The sequence below is a fragment of the Streptomyces sirii genome (assembly GCF_045690365.1).
GTDB lineage: Bacteria > Actinomycetota > Actinomycetes > Streptomycetales > Streptomycetaceae > Streptomyces > Streptomyces sirii.
Genome location: NZ_CP147982.1, coordinates 181,246 through 204,800 on the forward strand (window position 1 = coordinate 181,246; position 23,555 = coordinate 204,800).

21 protein-coding genes and 6 pseudogenes are annotated in these 23,555 nt (G+C 69.2%); 9 read left to right on the forward strand and 18 right to left on the reverse strand.

Annotation, left to right across the window (positions count from 1 at the left end):
• Positions 1-305: 305 nt before the first annotated feature.
• The 8 genes from WAB15_RS00835 to WAB15_RS00870 form a co-directional block, all read right to left on the reverse strand.
• Positions 306-2,990, reverse strand: a complete 2,685-nt coding sequence (locus tag WAB15_RS00835) for an ATP-binding protein (protein WP_407284884.1) — start codon at positions 2,988-2,990, stop codon at positions 306-308.
• A gap of 81 nt (positions 2,991-3,071) precedes the next feature.
• Positions 3,072-3,422: a YciI family protein gene (locus WAB15_RS00840; RefSeq protein ID WP_407284885.1), complete on the reverse strand. Its 351-nt coding sequence runs from the start codon at positions 3,420-3,422 to the stop codon at positions 3,072-3,074.
• A gap of 53 nt (positions 3,423-3,475) precedes the next feature.
• Positions 3,476-4,369, reverse strand: a complete 894-nt coding sequence (locus tag WAB15_RS00845) for a virginiamycin B lyase (protein WP_407284886.1) — start codon at positions 4,367-4,369, stop codon at positions 3,476-3,478.
• A gap of 144 nt (positions 4,370-4,513) precedes the next feature.
• On the reverse strand, positions 4,514-5,401 hold the full coding sequence (locus tag WAB15_RS00850) for a GNAT family N-acetyltransferase (RefSeq protein ID WP_399149165.1): 888 nt from the start codon (positions 5,399-5,401) through the stop codon (positions 4,514-4,516).
• A gap of 62 nt (positions 5,402-5,463) precedes the next feature.
• Positions 5,464-6,033: a dihydrofolate reductase family protein gene (locus WAB15_RS00855; protein WP_407284887.1), complete on the reverse strand. Its 570-nt coding sequence runs from the start codon at positions 6,031-6,033 to the stop codon at positions 5,464-5,466.
• 72 nt (positions 6,034-6,105) lie between these two features.
• Entirely contained in the window at positions 6,106-6,483 is a 378-nt protein-coding gene (locus WAB15_RS00860) for a winged helix-turn-helix domain-containing protein (RefSeq protein WP_407289133.1), read from the reverse strand.
• A 9-nt stretch (positions 6,484-6,492) separates the two neighbouring features.
• A complete protein-coding gene (locus WAB15_RS00865; protein WP_407284888.1) occupies positions 6,493-6,927 on the reverse strand; it encodes a helix-turn-helix domain-containing protein in 435 nt (144 codons plus the stop codon).
• Complete coding sequence (locus WAB15_RS00870) at positions 6,848-7,714, reverse strand: GNAT family N-acetyltransferase (protein WP_407284889.1); 867 nt, start codon at positions 7,712-7,714, stop codon at positions 6,848-6,850. The genes WAB15_RS00865 and WAB15_RS00870 overlap by 80 nt, the downstream gene beginning before the upstream one ends.
• Before the next feature lie 304 nt (positions 7,715-8,018).
• Between WAB15_RS00870 and WAB15_RS00875 the strand changes: the two genes are divergently transcribed.
• Positions 8,019-8,378: a recombinase family protein gene (locus WAB15_RS00875; RefSeq protein WP_407284890.1), complete on the forward strand. Its 360-nt coding sequence runs from the start codon at positions 8,019-8,021 to the stop codon at positions 8,376-8,378.
• A gap of 532 nt (positions 8,379-8,910) precedes the next feature.
• Here the strand turns inward: WAB15_RS00875 and WAB15_RS00880 are convergent.
• The gene (locus WAB15_RS00880; protein ID WP_407284891.1) at positions 8,911-10,062 is read right to left on the reverse strand and encodes an acyltransferase family protein; all 1,152 of its coding nucleotides are present in this window, start codon (positions 10,060-10,062) and stop codon (positions 8,911-8,913) included.
• A gap of 381 nt (positions 10,063-10,443) precedes the next feature.
• On the opposite strand from WAB15_RS00880, the pseudogene WAB15_RS00885 reads away from it, so the two are divergent.
• The 3 genes and pseudogenes from WAB15_RS00885 to WAB15_RS00895 all read left to right on the forward strand — a co-directional run bounded on the left by WAB15_RS00885 (position 10,444) and on the right by WAB15_RS00895 (position 12,811).
• Positions 10,444-11,229 (forward strand): annotated as a pseudogene (locus tag WAB15_RS00885) (transposase).
• Positions 11,202-11,333 (forward strand): annotated as a pseudogene (locus tag WAB15_RS00890) (IS5/IS1182 family transposase); the annotation flags it as partial. The pseudogenes WAB15_RS00885 and WAB15_RS00890, both read left to right, overlap by 28 nt.
• A 257-nt stretch (positions 11,334-11,590) precedes the next feature.
• Positions 11,591-12,811: an MFS transporter gene (locus tag WAB15_RS00895; protein WP_407284892.1), complete on the forward strand. Its 1,221-nt coding sequence runs from the start codon at positions 11,591-11,593 to the stop codon at positions 12,809-12,811.
• Here WAB15_RS00895 and WAB15_RS00900 read toward each other — a convergent pair.
• The 5 genes and pseudogenes from WAB15_RS00900 to WAB15_RS00920 all read right to left on the reverse strand — a co-directional run.
• Positions 12,804-13,136, reverse strand: a pseudogene (locus WAB15_RS00900) (transposase); the annotation flags it as partial. The gene WAB15_RS00895 and the pseudogene WAB15_RS00900 overlap by 8 nt on opposite strands.
• Positions 13,137-13,230: 94 nt before the next feature.
• Positions 13,231-13,935 (reverse strand): annotated as a pseudogene (locus WAB15_RS00905) (FAD-dependent monooxygenase); the annotation flags it as partial.
• Positions 13,936-14,203: 268 nt separating this feature from the next.
• Positions 14,204-14,629: pseudogene (locus WAB15_RS00910) on the reverse strand (FAD-dependent monooxygenase); the annotation flags it as partial.
• Positions 14,630-14,739: 110 nt separating this feature from the next.
• A complete protein-coding gene (locus WAB15_RS00915) occupies positions 14,740-15,294 on the reverse strand; it encodes a TetR family transcriptional regulator (RefSeq protein ID WP_407289134.1) in 555 nt (184 codons plus the stop codon).
• Positions 15,295-15,433: 139 nt separating this feature from the next.
• Complete coding sequence (locus tag WAB15_RS00920) at positions 15,434-15,754, reverse strand: hypothetical protein (protein ID WP_407289135.1); 321 nt, start codon at positions 15,752-15,754, stop codon at positions 15,434-15,436.
• A 627-nt stretch (positions 15,755-16,381) separates the two neighbouring features.
• Between WAB15_RS00920 and rpmF the strand changes: the two genes are divergently transcribed.
• From rpmF to kdpC, 3 genes and pseudogenes are all read left to right on the forward strand, one after another.
• Positions 16,382-16,552, forward strand: a complete 171-nt coding sequence (gene rpmF, locus WAB15_RS00925) for a 50S ribosomal protein L32 (RefSeq protein WP_363157731.1) — start codon at positions 16,382-16,384, stop codon at positions 16,550-16,552.
• Between the two features lie 9 nt (positions 16,553-16,561).
• Positions 16,562-17,782 (forward strand): GTP-binding protein, encoded by a 1,221-nt coding sequence (locus tag WAB15_RS00930; RefSeq protein ID WP_407284893.1) that lies wholly within the window; start codon positions 16,562-16,564, stop codon positions 17,780-17,782.
• A gap of 97 nt (positions 17,783-17,879) precedes the next feature.
• Positions 17,880-18,484, forward strand: a pseudogene (gene kdpC / locus WAB15_RS00935) (potassium-transporting ATPase subunit KdpC).
• Between the two features lie 226 nt (positions 18,485-18,710).
• Here the strand turns inward: kdpC and WAB15_RS00940 are convergent.
• Complete coding sequence (locus tag WAB15_RS00940) at positions 18,711-19,124, reverse strand: hypothetical protein (protein WP_407284894.1); 414 nt, start codon at positions 19,122-19,124, stop codon at positions 18,711-18,713.
• Between the two features lie 65 nt (positions 19,125-19,189).
• On the reverse strand, positions 19,190-20,419 hold the full coding sequence (locus WAB15_RS00945; RefSeq protein WP_407289136.1) for a serine hydrolase domain-containing protein: 1,230 nt from the start codon (positions 20,417-20,419) through the stop codon (positions 19,190-19,192).
• Between the two features lie 265 nt (positions 20,420-20,684).
• On the opposite strand from WAB15_RS00945, the gene WAB15_RS00950 reads away from it, so the two are divergent.
• A complete protein-coding gene (locus tag WAB15_RS00950; protein WP_407284895.1) occupies positions 20,685-21,407 on the forward strand; it encodes a helix-turn-helix domain-containing protein in 723 nt (240 codons plus the stop codon).
• Positions 21,408-21,553: 146 nt separating this feature from the next.
• Here WAB15_RS00950 and WAB15_RS00955 read toward each other — a convergent pair whose 3' ends face one another.
• A complete protein-coding gene (locus WAB15_RS00955) occupies positions 21,554-21,904 on the reverse strand; it encodes a VOC family protein (protein ID WP_407284896.1) in 351 nt (116 codons plus the stop codon).
• Positions 21,905-22,232: 328 nt separating this feature from the next.
• On the opposite strand from WAB15_RS00955, the gene WAB15_RS00960 reads away from it, so the two are divergent.
• A complete protein-coding gene (locus tag WAB15_RS00960; RefSeq protein WP_407284897.1) occupies positions 22,233-22,862 on the forward strand; it encodes a hypothetical protein in 630 nt (209 codons plus the stop codon).
• Positions 22,863-23,058: 196 nt separating this feature from the next.
• On the opposite strand, the gene WAB15_RS00965 is transcribed toward WAB15_RS00960, so the two are convergent.
• A complete protein-coding gene (locus WAB15_RS00965) occupies positions 23,059-23,478 on the reverse strand; it encodes an aldehyde dehydrogenase family protein (protein WP_407284898.1) in 420 nt (139 codons plus the stop codon).
• Between the last annotated feature and the right edge of the window lie 77 nt (positions 23,479-23,555).

Below are 23,555 nucleotides of genomic sequence, written 5' to 3' on the forward strand. Positions count from 1 at the left end.
CGGCCTTGCCGGCCCGCGCCGGGTTGCCCATCAGGCTGCCGACGCTGGAAGTGTTGACAGTTCCGCCACTGCACCCCGGTGCCGGGCCGGTGAATGATCCCGTTGATCACTTGCCGGTGATCCCGCCAGCGACCGTATCGGTGGAACGGCGCCGTCCGCTGGGTCGGCGGGTCTTGGCGCAGGCCCTCGGAACGAGACGGGTTCCCCCGGGCGGATCTCTCTCGGTCGCAGTTGGCGTCCCGGCTCAGCCCAGCTTGTGCCTGTGCTCGGGAAGGGCGCCTGACCTGCCTGCTCTTCTGCGCCCGTCAGGGCATGAGCAGGTCGGCGAGTTCTGTTCGGGAGCTGATGCCGAGCTTGGGGAACGCGCGGTAGAGGTGGTGGCCGACGGTGCGTGGGCTCAGGAACAGGTGCGTGGCGATTTCGCGGTTGGTGGCGCCGGTGGCCGCGAGGCGGACGACTTCGCGCTCCTGGGCGCTCAGGCGGGTCAGGGGGGAGTCGGTGGCGTCGGACGGGTCGTGGGTTTCGCCGGCTGCCTGGAGTTCCGTGCGCGCGCGGTGGGCCCAGGGTCGGGCGTTCAGCTGATCGAAGATTTTCAGTGCGGTGCGCAGTTGGTCGCGGGCGTCGATTTTGCGGCGCGAGCGGCGCAGCCATTCGCCGTAGAGGAGTTGGGTGCGCGCCCGATTGAAGTCGTTGCCGTCTGTGTGCAGGTCCAAGGCGGTCAGATAGTGCTGCTCGGCCTGTGTGTCCGAGCTGGTCAGGGCCGCGCAGCGGTGCGCTTGCGCCGTGAAGTGGAGCTGTCCGAGGTCGGCCGCCCATGTCATGAGCTGGTCCGCGGGTGCCCGCGCCCCTGCCGGATGTCCGGCGCGCACGGCCGCCTCGATCAGGTCCGGCAACAGGTGCCGGGCCAGGAAGGGGTGGCCCGCCGCCTGCCGGGCCGCCTCCAGATGGCGCAGCGCGTCCTGCGCCCGCCCGAGGCCGAGGTCGAGCAGCCCCAGCGCCCACAGCGCCTCCGCCGTGCCCCGTCCGACCTCGCGCGGGCGGGTGTACTCCAGTGCCTGTTCGGCCATTTTCCGGGTCTGCGCCTCCTCCCCTTGGACGGCGGTCAGCACCGCCAACAGGGCGCGCAGGTGGGCTGCTCGGTGGTCCAGGTCGTAGCCGTCGGCCAGCCGGAGCGCTTCGGTGGCGTGTGCGTGCGCGTCGTCGAGCCGGCCGAGCGCCAGCTCCACCTGGGCGCGCAGATGCAGCGTGGTGGGCAGCCATCCACCGATGCCCTGCTCGCGGCAGTGGGCGACCGCCGCGGCGGCCAGTTCGTGCGCGGTCGCGTGATCGGCCGTCAGGTGGCAGTGGATCGCGGTCACCAACTGGTCCATGAGCCCGACTTTGGCGAGGCGTCCGGCCCGTACGAGAGTGTCCAGGGCCCGGCGCGCGCCGGGCAGGTCGCCCGCCAGGAGGTGGGCGGGCACGGCCAGGATCGGCAGCTGGGGTGTGCGGACTCCGATCTCCACCATGAGGGGTGCGTCGCCCGCGCAGAAGGCCGCGTGGATGGCGTCGGTCAGCAGCGGCGCGAGCTTGTCGGGGCGGTCGGCCGAGATCGTGTCCGCGCAGTCGGCCAGGATGCGGGCAGCCCGGCGGGGGCTGCCGTAGCCGAGCTCGACCACGGAGCGTACGCGGGCGAAGTCCGCCGCCATCCCTGGGTCCCGCAACGGCAGTGGCACCTGGTCGGTGAGAGCGCGGCACCGTTCGTCCTGGCCGGCCTCGCTCGCCTTCTGTGCGGCGGTGATCAGGCGGCGGGCGTGCCGGTGCGGATCGGCGGTCAGGCGGGCGGCCCGCTCGTACGCCGCGGACGCGGACGCCATCGCCTGCCTGCTTCCGGCCCACTCGGCGACCCGTTCCAACTCCGCGGCGACCTCTTCGTCCGGGCCGGTCGTCGCGGCGGCCAGGTGCCAGGCGCGCCGGTGCGCGTGCTGGGCGCCGTCCAGGTCCGCCGCCAACGCCCGGTGCGCCGCGATCCGCCAGGCCAGCGGGGCCTGTTGGTAGGCGGCGAAGCGGATGAGGGGGTGCCGGAAGCGCAGTTTCTGCGCAGAGACGAAGACCAGTCCGGCACGCTCGGCGGGCTCCAGATCCCTGACCTCCCCGTCGAGCCGGCCCGCGGCCGCCAGCACGGTGGGAAGGTCCCCGGTGTCGTCGGCCGCGGCCACCGCGAGAGTGCGCTGGGTCGCGTCGGGAAGGCGGCGGATCTGCTGTGCGAACGCGTCCTGGAGCTGATGGGGCAGCTCGGCCCGCGCCTCGGCCGGCGCCAGCGGCCCCAGCTGTCCGGCGCGCTGCGCCGGGGTCAGCGCGGCGGCCAACTCCCGCAGCGCCAGCGGGTTTCCCTGCGCCTGGTCGAGGATGTGCTCGGCGACCGGGGGAGCGAGGCCGGGCAGCAGCGCCACGGCCGACCGCCGGTCGATGCCGGTGACGTGTACGCGCGGCAGCGCCCTCGATCCGCTCTCCGGCGAGGTGCCGCGGGTGGCGAAGAGCATGACGATGCCTTCGTCCCGCAGCCGCCGGGCGGCAAAGGTCAGCGCGTCCCCGGACGGCCGGTCGAGCCATTGCAGGTCGTCGACCAGGCACAGCAGGGGGGCGTCCGTGGCCGCCTCGGAGAGCAGCGACAGTGTGGCGAGCCCCAGGGTGAGACGGTCCCGTACGGGCTCGTCGCTCAGGCCGAAGACGGCACGCAGAGCCCCGGCCTGCGGTCCCGGCAGCCCGTCGAGCAGATCGAGCACCGGCAGGAGGAGCTGATGGAGCCCGCCGAAAGCGAGCTCCATCTCCGACTCGATGCCCTCGACCCGCAGCACGCGCATGCCGTCCGCGTGGGCGGCCGCATGCTCAAGGAGAGTGGTCTTGCCGATGCCGGCCTCGCCGTGCAGCAGCAGTGAACTGCTCGCTCCGCGCCGAGAGTCGGCGAGCATCCGCTCAATGTGGCGTCGTTCTTCTGCGCGCCCCTGCATCGTCCGCTCCCCCCGCCAGCAACGAGCATCATGATCGACACTGTACGTCGGGGGGAGGGGCGATGCCGCAACGGGCCGTCCTCAGGCGCCTTCGAGCACCGGCCAGATCTCGATGGTCTCCAAGGTGCCGAGCCCCTTGGCGAGTTCCACGGCTTCCTCACGGTCGGCCACGTCGATGACGAACCAGCCGCCCAGGTTCTCCTCGCCGGGGTGTGCGGGCCCGTCGGTCACCGTGGCGGGCGCTGCTTCGGTGGTCTTGCGCACGGTCGTCGCGGAGGCCGACTCGGTGTCCAGGGCATCGCCACTGATCAGTTTGCCTGCCGCCGCGATCTTGCCGATCCAGGTCTCGTACGCCGCGCGGTGAGCGGCCCGGTCGGTCCGGATCCGGTGGCGTGACTCATCGGTTTCGAAGATCACGAGTGCGTACTTCATGAGCGTTCCCTCTCGTTGCCGTGTTGTTCGTTGCTTCGTTGTTCGTTGCTTCGTCACGTGGGGACACGGACGCCGACACGGGCGAGTGCGCCGATTTCCAGCGCTGTCCACAGAGCTCCGTCCGGGCCCAGGGCGATCCCGTGCGGCTCCGAGCCCGGGGTCGGCAGGTCGTGCACGGTGACAGTGCCGTCGGGGGTGAGGGAGCCCACCCGGTTGCCGGCCCACTCGGTGAACCACAACGTGCCGTCGCTGCCGGGGGTGATGGCATGCGGCCGGGACGTGCGGTCGGGCAGCGGGAACTCGGTGATCCCGCCGTCGGGAGTGATCCGCCCGATCCGCCCTGCATTGATCTCGACGAACCAGACCGCCCCGTCGTGCCCGGCCGCGATGCCCACCGGGGCGGCGGACCTGGTCGGCAACGGGTGCAGAGTGACGGCTCCGTCCATGCCGATCCGCCCGATCGCGTCGGCCTGGTTCAGGGTGAACCACATCCCGTCGTCGGCGCCTGCGGTGATTGCGGAGGGGAAGGTCCCCGTGGCCGGCAGTGGGAACTCGGCCACCCGGCCGTCGGTGGTGATCCTGCCGATCCGGTCGGCGGCGGTCTCGGTGAACCACAGCGCTCCGTCCGGCCCGGCGGCGATTCCGAACGGACCGCACTCCGCAGTCGGCACGGTGAATTCCTCGACCTTGCCGTCGAGGGCGATCCGGCCGATGCGGTGCGCCCGGTGCTCGGTGAACCACAAGGCGTCGTCCGGCCCGACAGCGATGATCGTCGGCCCGCAGTCCGGATCGAGTTGATAGTGCGTGAGTACCCCTCCGGGCACGAGACGCCCGATGCCCCCGCTGTGAACCAGCGTGAACCACAACGCTCCGTCCGGGCCCGTGGTGAGCGCGTAGGGACCGCTGCCGCTCCCGGCCAAGGTGAACTCTTCGATGCAAACCGGCATCAGACCGGCTCCCCTCTCTTCTTACAGCTCGCACAGCTCATACGGCCTATGCGGCTCATACGGCTCTCTTCATATGGCGCGCCCGCTGCCGCCCTTCATCAACCGTCCGTCCCCCGCGGGCGAAGGGGCCTCCGCCTCTCCGCCCTACGCCACCGGCGCCGAATACAGCATGCGGATCTCCGAAGTCCGGTAGCCGGCGCGGGCGAAGGCCGCGGCCATAGGGGCGTTGCCGGTGTCCGTGGTGGCTGTGATCAGTTCGGCACCGGATTCCGCGTGGATGAGGGTGATCTCGGCGAGGAGGTCGTCCACGTACCCATGGCCGCGGAACTCGGGGACGACGCCCAGGTAGCCCACGTTGCGGGCATACGGTGTCGCGGAGGGGAGGGCGAGGCCCGCGACCCGCCCGTCCGGGGTGTGGGCCACACGCCACCACTCGCGCCGACCGGGGCAGCCGAGGTAGAAGTCCATCTCGTCCCTGGCCGTGGCTTCGGCGCCCTTGACGGCGATGTTCCTGCGGGTCTCGTCGTCCAGGCTGCCCACGGCTATCCGACGGAACAGCCGGAGGAACTCCTCGTCCGAAGCGGGGGCGAACGTCAGCCGGCCCCTGGACGCGGGGAGGCCGACGTCGGCCGTCCATTGCAGGCGCAGCCGTTCCACCTCGTGCGTGAGGCCTGCTGCCACGGCCGCCCGGCGCCGCCACTCCACGGCGGCCACCGCGGCCGGGGTGTCACGCCGGCCGACGGGCAGCGTCAGGTTGTACAGCGGAGTTTTGGGCGCACCGGCGTCGGCGAACGCCCGCAGCGCGGCGGTCAGCAGCCCGGCCGCCACCTCCGCGCGGTCGGGGAGCGTCGGGTCCACATGCAGACAGTCCAGGGCGACGGGGTGAGCGCTGTCCTGCTGCCCCCACCACAAGGAACGGCCCACGATCCGCCCGTCGTCCTCGGCGATCCAGGTCCACTCCGGCCGGTACATCCCCTGCTTCCACTCGTCCAGGTAGCGGTCGGCGTCGATCCAGCCCACCGGTTCATCCACGATGACTGCTGCGACACGCTCTTGATCGGCCTCGGTCGTGGGGCGAAACAGCACGTGTGCTCCTACTGCTTGGTGTACGTAGTGACAGTCGCGCCGGTGGCGAAGACCCGGAAGTCGGTCAGCGTGAAGGCGGCAGGGTCGAATGCCGCGTGGAACAGCGGAACGCCGGCCCCCAACACCACCGGATGGCGGTGGACCACGAGCTTGTCGACCTCGCGCAGCAAGCGCCCGGCCAGCACCGGGCCGCCGCACAGCCAGATGCCCATGCCCGGCCGCCGCTTCAGCCCGCGGACGAACTCCGCCGGGTCCCCGGCGACGACATCGACGCCTGACGCGGGCCGTTTCAGGGACGAGGAGACCACGTACTGCCGCAGCCAGGGATACGGGCCCTCGGCACCGGCCGCCCGAGCGGATTCGTAGACACCGCGCCCCATGACGACGGTGTCGAACAATCTGTTCGCCGTGCTGACGACGCCCAGCGGCCTGCGGGCATGATCCGGGACGGTCTCGGGGTGCTCGGCCAGAACGGCGGCCTTGAGATCGCCGTCGAAGCCGAAGGGGGCGCACTGTCCGTCAGGACCGGCGGTGAAGCCGTCGACACTGCAGCCGACGAGGTACGTGAGCAGACGCATGCGGGTCCGATTCCGATCCGTTGCCACCAGGGACGAGATGACACTAGGCACCCCGATTCAGGAGGGCATCGGTCATCGCGACGTAACGTGACCCGCCTCGCCCGGGACGGCATCGGTAGCGGTGTCGGGGTCGGTACCGGCGGGCCGGGGTGTCAGGGCCGCCCCTTCTCCCCCGCCTCCCGATCCCCTACCCACCGAGGGCGCTCCGCGACGATCGACCGGGGCTGGGCCGTGCCACGGCCCAGGTGCCAGCGCACCGTGCCCGTGACTCAGGACGCGCAGAGAGCGATGAAGATTGATCCAGCCTGCGACAGCCCCCTCGTCACGCTCGATGGCCCGCCGTGCCGGCTGCTGGCACGACCAGCCGTGACGCCTCAGCAGTTCCCACACTTCACGGATGGACAGGTCGATTCCAAGCGTGTGCGCAATCAACGTCCTTACCCGTGACAGCGTCCACCGTTAGTCCGGCCACCCGTGGAACACGGCCCCTCTCAGCAGCTCTTCTTCCAGCATGGCGAACTCCTGCGGGCCCACCTTCGCGGCGTTCGCCGGCCCGGAACAACGAAGACCAGCAATGCCGTTGTCGCGCCAGGACCGCCTCCAGCGTTCCACTGAACGGACGCTCACGCGCAGGCCCTTCGCGATGGCCGTGTTTTTCTCTCCCCGGTCAAAGCCCTCCGCGGCAAGCATGCGTATCCGTTCCCGCTCAGCCTGTTCATGGGGTCCGAGCCCTCCCCCTTGCGCATACCGCATAGCCCCGGCCCTGCCAGACGCTCTACGCCCCAGACAGCCGCCTAACCGAGCAGCCCCGGCGTCAGGCCGTCCGGATCCGGTCCCGCGCCTCCGGCCGCACCTCGAACCCGGCCGCCTTGTACGTGGCGACGCCGCCGACATTGGAACTCGGCGTGCACACACGTACGCTCGACGAGCCCATCTCCCGCAGCGCGGCCGCCCCAGCCACGGTGATCGCCCGGCCGTATCCGCGACCACGGTGGTCCTCGTGGACGCCCATCGGCTCGACCAGCCCCGGCTTCCCCGGGCCGGCCGACCACACCGTCACCACCGCCGCCACGCTGCCCTGGTCGTCATAGGCGCCCAGGCAGCGGGCGTCGGCGTAGAACGGTCCCGCCGACATCGCGTGCCAGTACTCGCGCGTAGGCCGCGAGGTGTTGAACGCCGACCGCAGGACGTCGGCGAAGTCCTGCGCCTGCTCCGGGCCGATCGACTTGATCCGCACGCCGGGGTCCTCCACCGGCTCGGTGAGGTCGCGGAAGAGCGGCGTCCACGGCTCGTCGACGCCCCAGCCCTCCTTGCTCAGCAGGTCGTGGAGCAGCAGGCCCAGCGGGGCCTCGATGGACACCGTTCCTTCCGGCAGTACGCCGCGCTCAGGCAGCGAGAAGTCCTCGACGAGCCGCCGCGCCAAGTCCTCATCCTGGAAAGCGTCCGGAGCGACCGTCATCCGCACCAGCGTCGGCGAGTCGAGCATCCCGACCGCGAGAATCCGCCCGTCCCGACTCCAGGTCCGGACCACCGCGGCCGTCTCGGCCGTTCCGAACCGGTAGTTCCAGCCGATGTCCCCGGAATGCAACTGCATCGGCGCTTCGTCGTACTGCCACTCCCGCAGCGCGGCCATGGCCTCGCGTACCCCGTCGACAGTCGGCGTACCCAGCACAATCGTCATAGCCGGGATCAGACACTCCATCCCGAAGGTCCGCAACCAATTAACCGGGCCGGACGCTGCTCCCGCAGCGGCCCGACCAAGAGCTTCTGCTCCCGCAATAGCCCAGCAGCTTCGGTGCCCCCCGTTCCGCGCGGCGCGGTGATCCGCTCATGCACCTTGAGGTCCACCATGCACCGGAGCGTACGAGCGCAACCCGCGACGGCGGGCGAGAAATCGCAAAACCCGCACCTGCCAGAGATCTACACCTCAGACTGCCGCTCACGACCAGCACGAGGTGTTCACCGGGTCGGGGCCTGTGGTTGCGGTGGCTGGGCCGCAGTACGGACAGGCCGTGGTCGGCCATGAAGGCGTCGAGGTGTTCTCCGAGAAGGACAGCACCCGCATACGGGTGCGGCCCCAGTTCGAGGCCGCACTCGCGCTGGTCCGCCAGATCAAGGCTCACGCCCCGCACTGCCGGGTCATCTTCACTGTGTACGAGATGAAGCGCCTCGGCCGCGACGCCGCCGAACTCACCGCGCTCGCCGACCATCTCACCGCCCACGGCCTGGTCCTGGAGATGCTCGCCGGGCCCCTGCCCGGGATGTACGACCCGAGCGGGCCCGGACGCCTGACGGTCGCCTTCCCGAACGGCACCGACAGACCCACCCCAGCATTCGGAAGCTGAGGTCAAGACCCGGACCATGCACGGACCAGCGCTCTCCTGACGACAGTCACCATCACCGTTTCAGCAGGTCAGCGCCACTATAAGCGCTGTACCACCAGCAGACGAAGAACCTTCTGGTGTCGTACTCGCCGAAGAAGCTCGGCTTCTTCTAGAGGCACGAAAAGGCGCCTGAACTGGGTTTTTGACCGTCAGGCGCCTTCCGCTCGCCCGACTCACGGCAAGGCCCGGTTTGCCGCAGCACTCTGACTGATGCGGTCCACTCCTGCATGGACTGCTCGATGAGGCGGTTGGCCTGTTCCCGCGCGCCGTCCAGGAACTTGGGTGCCGTTCCTTCTCGGCCTTCGACAGCCGGGCGGTCTCTGCTCACGACCGGGCGAGTTCCGCCCCGACGTTCTCCGTCTCCGCCCCGCGGCCGAACGCGGCTCGGCATCCGCACCGCATGTTCCGCACCTACTGCTGCCCCACACGTCACGCGCCCTGCCGATACGAGCCAGGCTTGCAGTACCGGGGCCTCGCAAGGAGTCTGGAGGAGTTAGCTCGCGGAGCTTGAGGACACGGCATCAGCCGTGCCCACCCGCGCCCGCGCCACCGCGGCCGCGTCGTCCTTGAACGCCCAGGCCAGTTTCGGCTCCATCACATACCGGAAAACCCGCCGCACCGGACTCGTACACAGCAGCGTGATCAGCGTGGCAGCCAGCACCGTCACCACGATCTCGCCGGCCGGCGTGCGCACCCAGAGGAAGGTGTCGTACCAGCCGAACCAGCGCGACGTCTTGATCGCGAAACCGTGCAGCAAATAGCCGTACAGCGTGCCCGCGCCCAGCTTCGTGAACCACGTCTGCCGCCGCGGCACCAGGGCCAGGAAGCACACGGTGAGCACCATGGCGCAGCCGAACAGCGCGAGTTCCATGACCGGAGAGACCCAGGCCGGCATGCCCAGGTCCTGTACGGCGTCGTTCTGCCGGAACCATGCGGCGTTCATGCGCGGTGCCGCCCAGTACGCGAAGACAACGGCGCCCAGCATCACCGGCGCTGCCGCGACGCGGATGGCGCGTTGCCGCAGCAGGTCGAAGTGGGCTGGCTTCAGGTGCAGTCCGAGGATGAAGAACGGCAGGAATTGCAGCACCCGCCTCAGGGCGAAGTCGCTGCCGACCTCAGGTGAGGCCGCCGCGAGCACAGCGATCACCAGGGCCAGTGGGACGGGCCAACGCACGAGCTTCCAGACCGGGGTCGTCAGCCGCCAGATGAAGAGAGCCGCCAGGAACCAGTCAAGGTAGTAGGGGTTGGTGAGGCTGATCGGCTCGTTCGGGGTGTCCTGCAGCCAGCGCTGGAAGTAGGTGTAGAGGACCTCGAACACCACGTACGGCACGGCGACACCGGTGATGAGCCGCTTGAGCTTGGCCGGGCTGAGGTCGAACCCGCGGGAGAAATAGCCAGAGATGAGGACGAACGCCGGCATGTGGAAGGTGTAGACGGTCATGTAAAGCGCCATCGCCGCCCGGCCGCCGTGGGTGAGCGGCTCCCACGTATGCCCCATGGCCACGAGGACGACCGCCAGGTACTTCGCGTTGTCGAAGAACGGGTCTCTCCCGCCGGATTTGGGCTCAACGCGTGGGACGGGAGCCTGCTGCCCTTCGGGCGCCGGGTCGACAGTACGTACGGGGGGTATGGCCGCGCGGAACATTTGAGGCACCCTAGCCGCACAGCTGTAATGAGCAAAACCGTCCGCACGACTTAGCCACCATGCGTCAAATCGACGTAGCGGCAGGCCCCTTCATGTCACCGAACCCCTTGATGCCTCGTCATCATCCTTTTCGTCGGGGCGGGTACGCGGCGAAATCATCGGGCCGTTGTCGCGCTAAGAGCTCCATCTGAGCGCGCAGCTGGAGGTAGAGGGTCGTGATGTGGTCGCGGATGGTGACGGCGGTTCGCATGGCTTGTGGCAGCGGCAGGTGGGGCTGGTTGGTTCGCAGTGCGGAGGTGAGGGTGAACTTGATGTGGGCGTTGACCCCGGATCTTGGACACACGAGACACTAGATCTTGAGGATCTGAGAACGGACATCTCGTGGTCATGAAGCACTACCCCGCCGAGTTCAAGGCGGACGCGGTCGCGCTGTACCAGTCGCGGCCCGGAGCGACGATCAGGTCGGTCGCCGCTGATCTGGGAGTCAACCCGGAGACGCTGCGGAACTGGGTCCGGGCAGCCGGAGGAAACCGGCCCCGGGGCCGCCGGGCAGAGGTACCGACGGAGCCGCCCACACCACTGGAAGCGGAGAACGCGGCCCTGCGCAGGAAGGTCCTGCGCAGGAAGGTCCACGAACTGGAGGAAGAACGCGAGATCCTGCGCAAGGCGGCCAAGTATTCGCCGGGGAGACGCGCTGGTGAACCGCTTCCAGTTCGTCGCCGACCACCAGCGCCGCGATGGCGTGAAGCGGCTGTGCACCATCCTCAGCATCGCCCGCTCGAGCTTCTACTACTGGCACAAGACCGCTGGCGACCGGGCGGCCCGCCAGGCGGCCGACGCGAAGCTCGCCGCGCGGATACGCACGGTTCACCAGGACTCGGACGGCACCTACCGACCGCCTGCCGCCGGGCAGGCGTGATCCAGAGCATGAGCGCCGTCGGCAGCTCGGCGGACAACGCGCTCGCCGAGTCCTTCAACGCGACCTGCAAGCGGGAGACGCTTCAGGGCCGCGGGGCCTGGGCCGACGAACGCGAAGCCCGCCTCGACCTGATCCGCTGGCAGCATCGCTACAACACCCGACGCCGCCACTCCAGCCTCGGACAACGCAGTCCCATCGACTACGGACAGCACTCGAAACAACATCAACTACACGCTCCGAAGCCATGATCCACCTCGCCATGACCGACCTCATGGCCCGCCGCCTCACCGGCGAGAACACCGTCTCCTGGCGCGATCCGACATCACAGGATCAAACACCATCCATGGGATGAAAACCGGGAGAAAACGACCTCTAAGACACCTGAAGTCATTCCCTCAGGAGTCTTGGAGCAGCCAACGGAATGAGTGGTGGAGGCTGCGCCCGTTCTGCGGTGGCCCGGCCCGCTGTTCCAACGGACACTCATTCGGAGAGAATCCGACGTCATCCTGCCGTGCGACGTTGATGTCGCAATCACGCCAGACCGCGACCGAGGACGACTGCTGAACTCGGGCGTACTGCCACTGGCGTCATCACGACAGGACGGGAACCATGCCCGCAGTCACCACCTCCACCGACGGCACCACTTCCACCGATGGCGGTGCCGTCTCCGCTCGATCGCCAGTGATCGGCTGGCTCGCCGTCACTTCCGTCATGATGGGGATCTTCTCCCTCGTCACCACCGAGATCCTGCCGATCGGCCTGCTGACACCCATCGGCGACACCTTCGGCGTCTCGGACGGAACGGCCGGCCTGATGATGACCCTGCCCGGGATCCTCGCTGCCATCGCCGCCCCGACCGTCACCGTCGCAACCGGGCGGATGGACCGGCGCTTCATGCTCTGCGTCCTGATGCTGGTGCTCGCATCGGCGGACTTCCTTGCTGCGGTCGCGCCCTCCTACTGGGTCATGATGGTCTCCAGAGTCCTTGTCGGACTCGTCATCGGCGGTTTCTGGTCGATCGGCGCGGGACTCGGCTCCCGCCTGGTACCGGAGGGGCAGGTTGGCAGGGCGACCTCTGTGATCTTCTCCGCCGTCCCGCTCGGTTCCGTGATCGGCGTGCCCGCCGGGGTCTTCATCGGGAATCTCGCGGGGTGGCGGACGGCGTTCATCGCGATGGGAATCCTGACGCTGGCCGTATTCGTCGCACTCGCCATGGTGCTGCCCCCATTGTTGCCGCGGAGAGTCACCCGGCTCTCCGTACTGCGCGATCTGCTCAGCGCCACCCAGATCCGGGTCGGGCTGGTCGCGACGTTCCTGATCGTGACGGCCCACTTCGGCACGTACACCTATGTCACTCCCTTCCTGGAGGACGTGACGCATGCCGGCCCTCAGCTCATCACCGCGTTCCTGCTGGCGTACGGCGCCGCCGGGATCGTCGGCAACTTCCTCGCGGGTGCAAGGGCGAGACGCGCGCTGCGCGCGACGTTCATCGGCGCCGCGGGCATGCTCGCGGCGGCGACCCTGCTGCTTCCCGTCATCGGCACAGGGAAGCTCGGCGCGATCGTGCTGCTGGTCTTCTGGGGTCTCGCGTACGGCGCGGTGCCGGTCTGTTCGCAGACGTGGTTCCTGACGTCGGCGCCGCACGCGCCGGAGGCGGCGTCCGTGCTCTTCACGGCATCGTTTCAGGCGACCATCTCCCTCGGCGCGCTGGCGGGCGGGGCCGTGGTGGACTCCACCTCCACATCTGCGGTCATGGTGCTGGGCGGGCTGGCCGCGATCCTCATGATGGTGACGGTGCGGGTCTTCGGCAGGCCGGGTCGGATCAGCTGAGCCGGGCCAACGCCCTGACGCACCGATAGGTGATCACGCAGCAGGCCGGTCCGAGAAACGCTGCGTGGATGTCATCGCGGATGTCCCAGCGGATTTGTAGCCGGCGAAAGCCGTGGATCCAGGCGTTCGTGCGCTCCACCACCCAGCGGACGGCGCCGAGCCCGGAGGCGTGCGGCACTCCGCGTCGTGCGATGACCGGCTTGATGCCGCGCTTCCACAGCAGGCGGCGGTACTTGTCGACGTCGTAGCCACGGTCGGCGAACAGCCGCCGCGGCCGGTGGCGAGGTCTGCCCGTGAGGCTCTTGATCTTCGGAATCGCCTCTAGCCCGTGAACCAGCGCTCGACGGCCCCCGCAGGGCGGCCAGCTCGGCCGGGTCCGGGCGGGGTGAGCCGCAGGCCCAGGCAACGTAGCCGTCGGGGCGGATCAGCAGGCCGGTGAGGCCGGCCGGGGCGCCCTGCGCGATGACGAGGTCGACAGCGTCCTGATCCTTCGCCAGTACGGCTGCCACCGACCGGTCCTCGGAAAGGTCTATCAGCAACGGCCGGGCATTCCGGGAGAGTTCGGCGAGCCGGACCTTTCCCGCCTCAGTGATCAACTCCAACTCCGGTGCGAAGTAGCCGACTGCGTGGTGGGGATCGGTGATGCCCATTTCGTAGCGCACGTCGGTGCCCGCGGTGAGGTCGGCGAGGTGCTGGACGACCACCTTGCGGGTGAGCAGTTCGGTGAAGAGTTCGCGCAGGGCGGTGGTGTCGCTCCCCGGTGCGGTGAGCGCGGACTGCGCCTCGGCGTTGAGCACCATGCGGCGGGCGGCCTGGCGGCGCTCGGTGTCGTAGCTGTCGAGCAGGCCGGGCGGGGCGGTGTCGTGCAGTGCGGCGGCGAGCTTCCAGCCGAGGTTGGCGGCGTCCTGCAGGCCGAGGTTCAGCCCGGGGCCCCCGCCGGAGGCGTAGACGTGGGCGGCGTCGCCGACCAGAAAGACCCGCCGGTCGCGGAACCGGTCGGCGACCCGGGTGTTGCCGCCGGTCAGCCGCCGCAGCACATGCGGGCCCGTTCCATCCGGCGGCCCGAGCGGCAGGTCGACGCCGAGGATCCGGCGGATGCTTGACTCCATTTCGGCCAGGGTCATCGGCTCGTCCGACGTGGGCTGGTCCCACTCGGTGGTGCTGACCAGCGGCGGCCTGGCCGGGGAACGGCGCGTAGGAGAAGCCGCCCTGGTCGGTGCGGTGGGGCAGGAAGGGCAGGACCGGCCCGTGACCGGGAATGGTGAGGGCGCCGTTGACCGGGTCGACCCAGTCGGCCGGGACAGTGGCGTGGGCCGTGCGGTTGGTGCGGCGGTCGTAGCTGACGCCGGGGAACCCGATCCCGGAGAACTTGCGGATCACGCTGCGCGCGCCGTCCGCGCCGACCACGTAGCGGGCGCGGAGCTGCTGGTCGCCGTCGGGGCCGGTGACGTCGAGGGTCACGGCATCCTCGTCCTGGGCGACGGCGCTGACCCGGTGTCCGCGCCGCAGGTCGACGCCGAGTGCGCGGGCACGTTCTTCCAGGACCTGGACTATGCGGTGCTGCGGGACGGCCAGGCCGAAGACCGGACTGGTGTCCAGCAGACCGAGGTTGAGGCCCATGGCGGCGAACATGAAGTAGGCGGAGTTCGGCTGCGGGGGCTCCGGGCTGCCGCTGAGCGGCTCGTACAAGCCGCGGTGGTCGGCCAGGCGCACCACCTGGCCGAGCAGGCCATTGGCCTTGGGTTCGGTGCTGGGCTGCGCGAGTTGCTCCAGAACGATCGGGCTGATGCCTGCCAGGCTGAGTTCGCAGGCCAGCATCAGCCCGTTCGGGCCGCCTCCCGCGATGATCACGTCGGCTGTCACGGTCACGTCTCCTTGGTGCGAACGGGAAAGGGTGGCACCGGAAGCAAGGCGGTCGCCGCTCTTCGCTACGGGACGGGCAGGCCGGCGGCGAGCTGCTCGAAGACCTGGGCCAAGAGCGCGCCGAGCGGCAGGGGTTCGTCGGCGCGCAGGCTGTGCTCTACGGCCGCTGCGCTGCCTGCCGCGACCACGACCGCGACCAGCTTCGGGTAGACGTCGCGTTCGGCGTCGGTGCCGGTGCGCCGCGCGACGGCCTTGGCCAACTCCTGCTGGGCGGCGGCGTTGACCTTGACGATCTCACCGGCGAGCGCGGGTTCGGCCAGCATCAGCCGCACCCCCTCGCGCCACCGCTCGTTCTGCGGCGTGGAGTTGTCCGGTGGTACGAACTGCCCCAGGACGGCGTGGAGCAGCGAGTCCCAGAGCGCTTCGCCGACCGGGCGGGCGAGCAGGCCGTCGGCGACCCGGAGCATCCGCTCCAGGTGGCTGGCCGCGATCGCCTCGGCCTTACCGGTGAAGTAGTTGCGGAAGGTGCGGACGGAGACATCGGCCTCTGCGGCGATCTGATCAATCGTCACATCGGCCCAGCCATGAAGGACGCAGAGCCGAATCGCCGCCTGGCTCAGCGCGACTCGAGTCTCCCGCTTCTTGCGCTCGCGGAGTCCGGGCCGGGCCGGGCGTGGCCGGCCTGCTCGGCCAGCCGCTTTCCAGCCCTGCTCCTGCCTCGCTTCGGGCGCGACGCCATGTCCTACGCGACGCCATGTCCTATGCGGCGCCGGGACCGTCGAGGAAGCGAACCAGCACGGCGGCCTCCGCGCGGAGCTGCGCGGCTCGGTCAGCGTGCGCGGGCGCAGTCAACTGCGCTGCAACCTCCAGTCGCTCGGCTGCCTCGGCCCGCACGACATCCACCACACGGCGCTCGCTCAGCTCACGCCGCACCGCTTCGGTCGCGCCGACGCCAACCGGCGAATGCTCAAGGGCCACGCCACGGAGCTCAGCTTCGTCCACGGGCACCGCCTCAGCGTTGTCCAGCGCAGCAAGCGTTGCGCGCAGGGCGCTCACCGCGGCCTTGTCGCGGGCGCGCATCGCTTCCGGCAGTGCTTGACGCATACGAAGACGTAGAGACATGCCGGTGACCTTATGGCCGTACCCCGGGACCCACAACGCGATATACGTGCAGCGCCAGGCTGCCCACCAACTGAGGCTCCCTCGCTCCCCCCGACAGAATCGCGAAGTCAGACTGGAGTACTGGACGGAGTCGGTGACGGCCGCGGATCAGGCCATGGCGCGGCCTGCCGCGGCGACCAGGTCGTCGGTCGCCGCGATGGCGGCTTCGCGGCGGGCGGCCAAGGTGGAGTGGTCGGTGACGTCGCGTAAGTCGAACGCGGCCTGGGCAGCCTGGCGCGCCGGTTCAGCGAGGCGCGGTTCGAGGACGGAGACCGCGACCAGAGGGCCGGTGACGGCGGACCGGGTGGCGTGGGAGGTCGCACGGGCCGCCTCGACGGCTTCCTGGCTCGCGCCGTTGAGGCGCAGGTCTGCGCGGCTTCCTCACCACGCCCCGGCCAGCCCCGAGGGTGACGGAGGAGCCGGACGGCGGGACACGGATCCGAGGTTTTGTGCGACGCGACAGCCGCTTAAGCACAGCCAATTTGAAAATGGGAGCCATTTCCAGTTAGCTTGTTGCCCATCACCTAGTCGTGCAGGAGGTCGGCCATGGCCGTACCCAAGCGGAAGATGTCCCGCAGCAACACCCGCCACCGCCGCGCCCAGTGGAAGGCGGCCACCCCACAGCTCGTGCCCGTCACCGTCGACGGCACCCCGTACCTCGTCCCGCAGCGGCTGGCCAAGGCGTATGAGCGCGGGCTGCTGCGCCCGGAGAGCTGATCCGACGGCATGACGCACAACCGACTGCCCGTCACGGTCCTGTCCGGTTTCCTTGGAGCGGGCAAGACCACCCTGCTCAATCACGTCCTGGGCAACCGGGAGGGCCTGCGCGTCGCGGTCATCGTCAACGACATGAGCGAGATCAACATCGATGCGACCCTGGTGCGCGGCGGCGAGGCCGCCCTCTCGCGCACCGAGGAACGTCTGGTCGAGATGACCAACGGCTGCATCTGCTGCACGCTGCGCGACGACCTCCTCGAAGAGGTCGACCGGCTGGCCCGCGAGGGCCGCTTCGACTATCTCCTCATCGAGTCCAGCGGAATCTCGGAACCGATGCCCGTCGCGGCCACCTTCGCCTTCCCGCGCGACGACGGAGCGACCCTCGGGGACCTCGCCAGGCTCGACACCATGGTCACCGTCGTCGACGCCGCCAACTTCCTGCCCGAGCTGAACGGAGGCGCCGGGCTGGCCGAGCGGGGGCTGGACCAGTACGAGGACGACGAACGCACCGTCAGCGACCTGCTGATGGACCAGATCGAGTTCGCCGACGTCATCGTCCTGAACAAGACCGACCTCGTCGATGCGCAGAGCACCGGTCGACTTGAGGCCGCTCTCGCCCGCCTCAACCCCGCCGCGCGCATCGTGCCCGCACGGCACGGGCAGGTGGACCCCCGTGACGTTCTCGGCACCGGTTTGTTCGATCTGGAGCGTGCGCAGCAGGCGCCCGGCTGGGTGCGGGAAATCAATGGCGACCACGTTCCGGAGACCGAGGAGTACGGCATCTCCAGCACGGTCTTCCGCGCCGATATGCCGTTCCACCCAGGCCGGCTGTGGACCTTCGTCACCGAGGGCTTGGACAGCGGCTCTTACGGTCAGATCCTGCGTTCCAAGGGCTTCTTCTGGCTGGCCAGCCGCCCGAATGTCACGGGACTGTGGTCGCAGGCCGGAGCGGTCGCCCGTTTCGAGCCTTCCGGGGCCCGCGGTGCCGGAGACAGCCAGGGCCAGGAACTGGTCTTCATCGGCACCGGGTTGCGCGCCGAGCCACTTCAAGCGGCCTTGGCCGACTGCCTCCTGGCCGACGGGGAACAGCTCTCCGACGACCCGTTCCCCGCATGGGACACGTACGGAATCGACGACGCCTGCGAGCACGAGCACCCGGATCTACGGCTGCACCCACTCCTGCTCATCAGTCACCGCGCCAGCCTAGAAGATCGATTCCAAGGGGCCTGATGAGAGGAGCCAGCTTCATGCGCGGCCATCCAGTCATGCGCGCGCTGACCGCCTACGACCACTAAAACACCATTAGGCGAAGATCAGCAGTCACCCTGTGTACGCGACCACACGAAGTGGACCAGAGCCCCTAGAGAGCAACGAAGCCACCGGCCTGGCCTACCCGCTGCTCGTCACCGCCATCGCCCCGACCGCATTCCCCCACCAGGCCAACGGCTCCCTGGTGACGGCGAACGGCAAGCCCGTCGGCTCCAGCCTGCTGGGCCAGAACTTCGCGCTCCCGCAGAAGGACCCCCACGACCCGCACGAGGAACCACGGCCGGACCCCAGGTGGTTCCAGCCCCGCCCCTCGCCGGCAGCTACGACCCGCTGGCCTCCGGCGCATCCAACCTCGGCCCCAACAACCCCGAACTGATCAGATCCGTACGGGAACGCCGCGCCGCGCTAGCCGCCTTCGACGGCGCCCCGCCCACCACCGTCCCCCCGGACGCGGTGACCGCCAGCGGTTCGGGACTGGACCCGGCGATCTCTCCCGCGTACGCATACGAACAGGTCCGCCGGGTGGCGAAGGCCCGCCGCCTCAGCCCCGCGAAGGTGCGCACGCTGGTCTCCGGCCATGTCCGGGAGCGCGCTCTCGGTTTCCTGGGGCAGCAGAGCGTCAACGTTGTCGAGCTCAACCACGATCTCGCCGGGCTGAGGTGACCATCACACCCTCACAGCCGGAGACCGGACAGAACACGAGCGCTGTCCGGTCTCCCGAAGCACATCGCACCAGGTCACTGAACGGCCGGCGGTTCCCGCGCCAGTCCGGTCCCACGCTCCGCGCAGCCGACCGACACCGAAAGCCCGGTCGAGCCGTGCCCGTCCGACCAGCGGCGGAACCGCTGTGCGGAAGAATCCGGCCGGCTGGTCCCGACCCTTCATCCCATCAAACGGCGTCGAGGGCGAGGGCTCCGGTGATCTTGCGGGTCATGTCGGCCATGGTGGGGCCGGGCTCGCCCTTGTGAGCCCGGGTGGCCGCTTCGATGGCGACGGTGACGGTGCTGCGGAAGTTGTCGGCCTCCGCCGGATCCTGCAGCTTGAGCAGGCTCATGGCTGCCGTCAGGGCCGGCAGCACCTGGTCGGCGATCTCGGCCACGGACTTGCCGTCCACGTTGCCGACCTTCGACTTCTCGGCGAGCACGTGCCCGACCTGGCCGGTCGCGGAGGCCAGGGCGATGGAGCCGTCGGTGGCGACCTTGTGGGGCGAGCCGGTGGTGTCAGCGGCGGCCAGCAGCGAGACAGCGCCGTACGCGGCGGTCCGCAGGGTGACCTTGTCCTGGTCGGCAAGGGTGAGGGACATGGTGGCGTGCTCCTTCAAGTGAACTGACGGATGGTGGATGGGGGCCTACGGGACGCCGGGCGGTGTCAGTCGTCGATCGCCTGGTAGACCGTCGTCCAGAAGTCGTGGATGAGCCGCGCCGAATTCGGGACGGACATCCCGACCTGGGTGAGCACGATTCCGGTGAGCTGGTTGTCCGGGTCGGCGTAGGTCGAGGTGCCGCTTCCACCGTCCCAGCCGAACTGGCCGATGGGCGCGTAGTCACCACGGTAGGTGCGCACCGCCATCCCGAAGCCCCAGCCGCCGTGCTGCCCTTGGCCGAATGACAGATGAACGTTGTCGCGGGCCATGGCAGTTCGGACGGCGTTCTGGTCGGACGTGAGGCGGTCGGTGGTCATCAGCTGGACGGCGGGCCGGGACAGGATCCGTTCGCCCCCGTGCATCCCGCCGTTCAGCAGCATCCGGAAGTAGGCGTGGTAGTCGTCGACGGTGGAGACCAGTCCACCGCCGCCGCCCGGGAACGCCGGAGGCGCGCTCCACCGTCCACCCTTGGCCTCGTCCCACACGTGGAACTCCCCGGTCTGCGGGTCGGGAGCGTAGAGGGTCGGCAGCCGGTCGATCTTGTCGGCGGGCACGTGGAAGCCGGTGTCCTTCATCCCCAGCGGATCGAAGATGCGCTCGCGCAGAAACGTCTCGAACGACTGGCCCGTGACCCTGGCGACGAGCACGCCGAGCAGATCGTTGCTGATGTGGTACTGCCAGCGCTCGCCGGGCTGGTGCATCAGCGGAAGCGTGCCGAGGCGGCGCATCCACTCGTCCGGCTCGGGCATCGGAACCGGCAGATCGGGCGTGAGCCCGTTCTCGAAGATCGCGTCCATGATCGGAGTGCCCAGCGACGTCATATCCATGCCGAGGCCGAACGTGGAGGTCAGCAGGTCCCGTACGGTGATCGGCCGCCGCGCCGGCACGGTGTCGTCCAGCGGGCCGTCGATCCGTTTGAGCACCTGCCGGTCGGCGAGTTCGGGCAGCCACTGCTGCACCAGATCGTCGAGGCGCAGCCTGCATTCGTCGAGCAGGACCATCGTCGCCGCGATCGCGACCGGCTTCGACGTGGAGGCCATCCGGAAGATCGTGTCCCGGCTCATCGGCGCACCACCGTCGTGGCGCATCGTCCCGATCGCCTCGACGTGCGTCTCACCGCCCCGGCCGACCAGGGCGACAACCCCGGGAATCTTCCCGGACTCGACATGCCCCTCCAGCACGTCGCGCATCCTGCGCAGCCCCGCTTCGGAGAAGCCGCTGTTGCTCTTTCCCATCATGAATCTCCCCCACCATCAGTGTTTGAGAACTGCTGAACGTCCGTGACGCTACATTGCGTTTAGCAATCCGTCAACGAATAATGAAGGGCATTCGAGCCTGCTAACTTGGGTCTGATAGCCCAATCATTGCAATGAGTATGACACTGAACGCAATGAGCGATCAGAGATCGCATTGCAATGAGCTTCGCCTGAACGCATACTGCACAGCGGAATGTGCGGACACCGAGCTCCGCACATGCCGACAGATGGGAGACGAGTACCGATGCCCGGAGGCAGGCTCACCAGTGAGGACCGTCAGCACATCGCCACGTGGCTGGCCGAGGGACTCGGATACGCGGAGATCGGCCGGCGTCTGGAGCGGCCCGCCTCGACCGTCATGCGGGAGGTCACCCGCAACGGCGGACCCGACGGATACGGGGCGGACCGGGCGCAGGATGCCACCCGGGATCGTGCACGCCGGCGCAAGCAGGCTCAGCCTCCGGCGCCGCCGGTCCCCGACATTGGCCATGGGCGCGACCCCCAAGCGGTCCAGGACTTCACGGAGTCCTACACCGCCCTCCTCGTTCAGCAGGGGCTGCCCCAGATGGCCGCCAGGGTGCTGGTCTGCCTGTACATCACCGACTCCGGCACCCTCACCGCCGCCGACCTGGTCCAGCAGCTTCGCGTCAGCCCGGCGTCCGTCTCACACGCCGTCACCTTCCTCGAACAGCAGGGAATTCTCAGGCGGGAACGAACTCCCGGCGAGCGCCGCGAACGCTACGTCATCGACGATGACATCTGGCTCCGGTCCACCCTTGCAGCGGTGCAGATGAACGACGCCCTGGTGGCCGCGTCGCAGCGCGGAGCCGAGATCCTCGGGACCACAACCCCGGCCGGCGCCCGCTTCGGGTCCTCCGCCGAATTCCTTCTCCTCATGAGCGAGGCCCTCCAGAGGGCCATGGAGGAGTATCGGCAGCGCCTGGCCGCCCGGAACGCCGCACAATAGCGTCTTCCAAGGCCCGAACCGCTCGGGCAGTTCACACCCCTGGCATGACGACGGGCGGGAAGGCCATCGTCATGAGGGCGGAGGAGGCGCAATCGGGATCGGTCGACCACGCTGAGATGCGTCACCCTGAGATGAGTGCTGTGGAGTCACAGGCTGTGGGCGATGGGGTGTAGCGGTTCGTACAGCGGGAGTTCGGCACCGCTGGGGAGCCGGATCGCAGTCAGTTTGCCCCAGCGCTGTTCGCTGACCGGGCGGGTGACCTCGACTCCCTGCGCGCGGAACTCGCCGAGCTGGGTATCAAGGTCGTCGCACATCAGGAAGAACTCGTGTTGGGGTGGGCCGTCGGTCGGGTGCACGGCCACCTCGGCTGGGGGCAGCTTGAAGATGAGCCAGCCGCCGCCCGCGTCGACGCCGGGAAAGGCGAGGACATCACGGATGAAGGCGCGGTCCGCCTCGGCGTCCTGGCTGTAGAGGATGACATGTGCACCGCTGATCATGGCCGGCTCCTGCCCGTCGACGCGCTGGCGGTCGTTTCCCCGGCATCCTGGCACGCTCAGATCCAGGAAGACCTGAGGCTGCATTCGATGACACGACGACTGAGTTGCATGACAACAGACAACCGCCCGCCTGGCCCCGGCCGACGCGCCCCGCGTGGCGCAGGTGTAACGAGATCGGGCTTCCCGACGTACAGAGCTGCTGCAGTCGATCCGGGTGCCGCGGCCGGTGTCGGTTTCGCGGTGAGGGACTGTCAGTGGGGCGCCCTACGCTCCTGCTGTGAATTTCTTCCATAACCCCAACAGCCATCCCGACCGCAATCCTGACAACATGTCAGAGCAGGTCTATCTCCGGCTGATAGCCGACGACATGCTGCCGCCGGAGATCGTCGACGCCTACGAATACGTGCGGCCCGTGGCTCAGGGTCTCGTCGAGGCCCTCTCCCTCGACCTGGGCGACGCCGTCAGCATGCTCAGGGACAGTGACGTGGCGCAGTACGGCGGGCTGGAGAAGCTGCGGGCGGCCGGACGGGCCAACCTCCTGAAGGATCCGTTCGAGTACGACACGGTCGAGCTCGATGACGGGACGGTCCTCCACCTCGTCGACGGCGACTCCCATTACGTGGGGAGCCAGGTGCTGCTGCTCGACGAGGTCATGCGGACCACGCACGGACATCCGCCGCCGCCCGAAGGCGTGCTGGTCGCCGTCCCCGGCCGGCACCACTTCGCCTTCCACCCGATCATGGACCACCATGCGGGCACGGCCGTCAAAGCCCTGGCGTCCTTCGGCATCGAATCGTACGAAAACGACGCCGACGAAGGGAACGGCCCCATCTCCCCGTACCTGTACTGGTGGCGTGACGGAACCCTGACCTCGCTGACCGCCTTCGACAACGGAGACGGCACGCTCACGATCGAGGTGCCGGGGGAGCTAGAGCCGATCATGGGCCCGCCGGCCTAGCGGCGCGGCCGCCGGGGGTCGGATCGCCCGCCCCCCGGCCTCTTCGGCGTACAGCACGCGCTGTTGGCCTCCGGACACAGCAAGCGGCCCGTCGCCCGGCAGCTCGGCATGGCTCTCAACACCATCCTGCGCTTCTCCCATGCCACCGAGCCGGAGAAACTGTTCACCGGCCAGTGACAAAGCCGCCCGACCAAGCTCAACACGTCGGCTCTCGCCCCGTCCCCGCGAAACGCCCTTTCCCTGCCTGGGAATGGCGCCCCTGGGCACACCCACGGTGGGCCCGTAACAGCGCCGGCGTGATGCTCAGCAGGGAAGCCAGTTCCCAGCGAGCCACCTGCGCCGGGTGGCCCTCGGCCACCAGGACGTCCACGAATTCCTCGGCACGCGCCCGCAGCGCACAGTGGAACGCGCCCGCGAAGTCCAGCCGCCGCTCCAGGGACACCCGGGCCCAACCCGGCTGAGCCCGGCGCGCCAGCCGGAGCGCCTCCCGGGACTGTGTATCGGTGGAGTGGGCTACTCGCCCCGCCAGCCGTGGATCGCGACGGTCGGCTTCGTCCCCTTTGCCGCAGTCCAGCCGGGCCTTGAGTGCCATGGCCTCGTACAGGTCCTGCAGCAAAGCGCCCACCCCCCTCCACGATCGTGACGGACAGGTGGCCAGGTTCGCTCCGGCAGGAGTGAATGGGATGCCCTCCC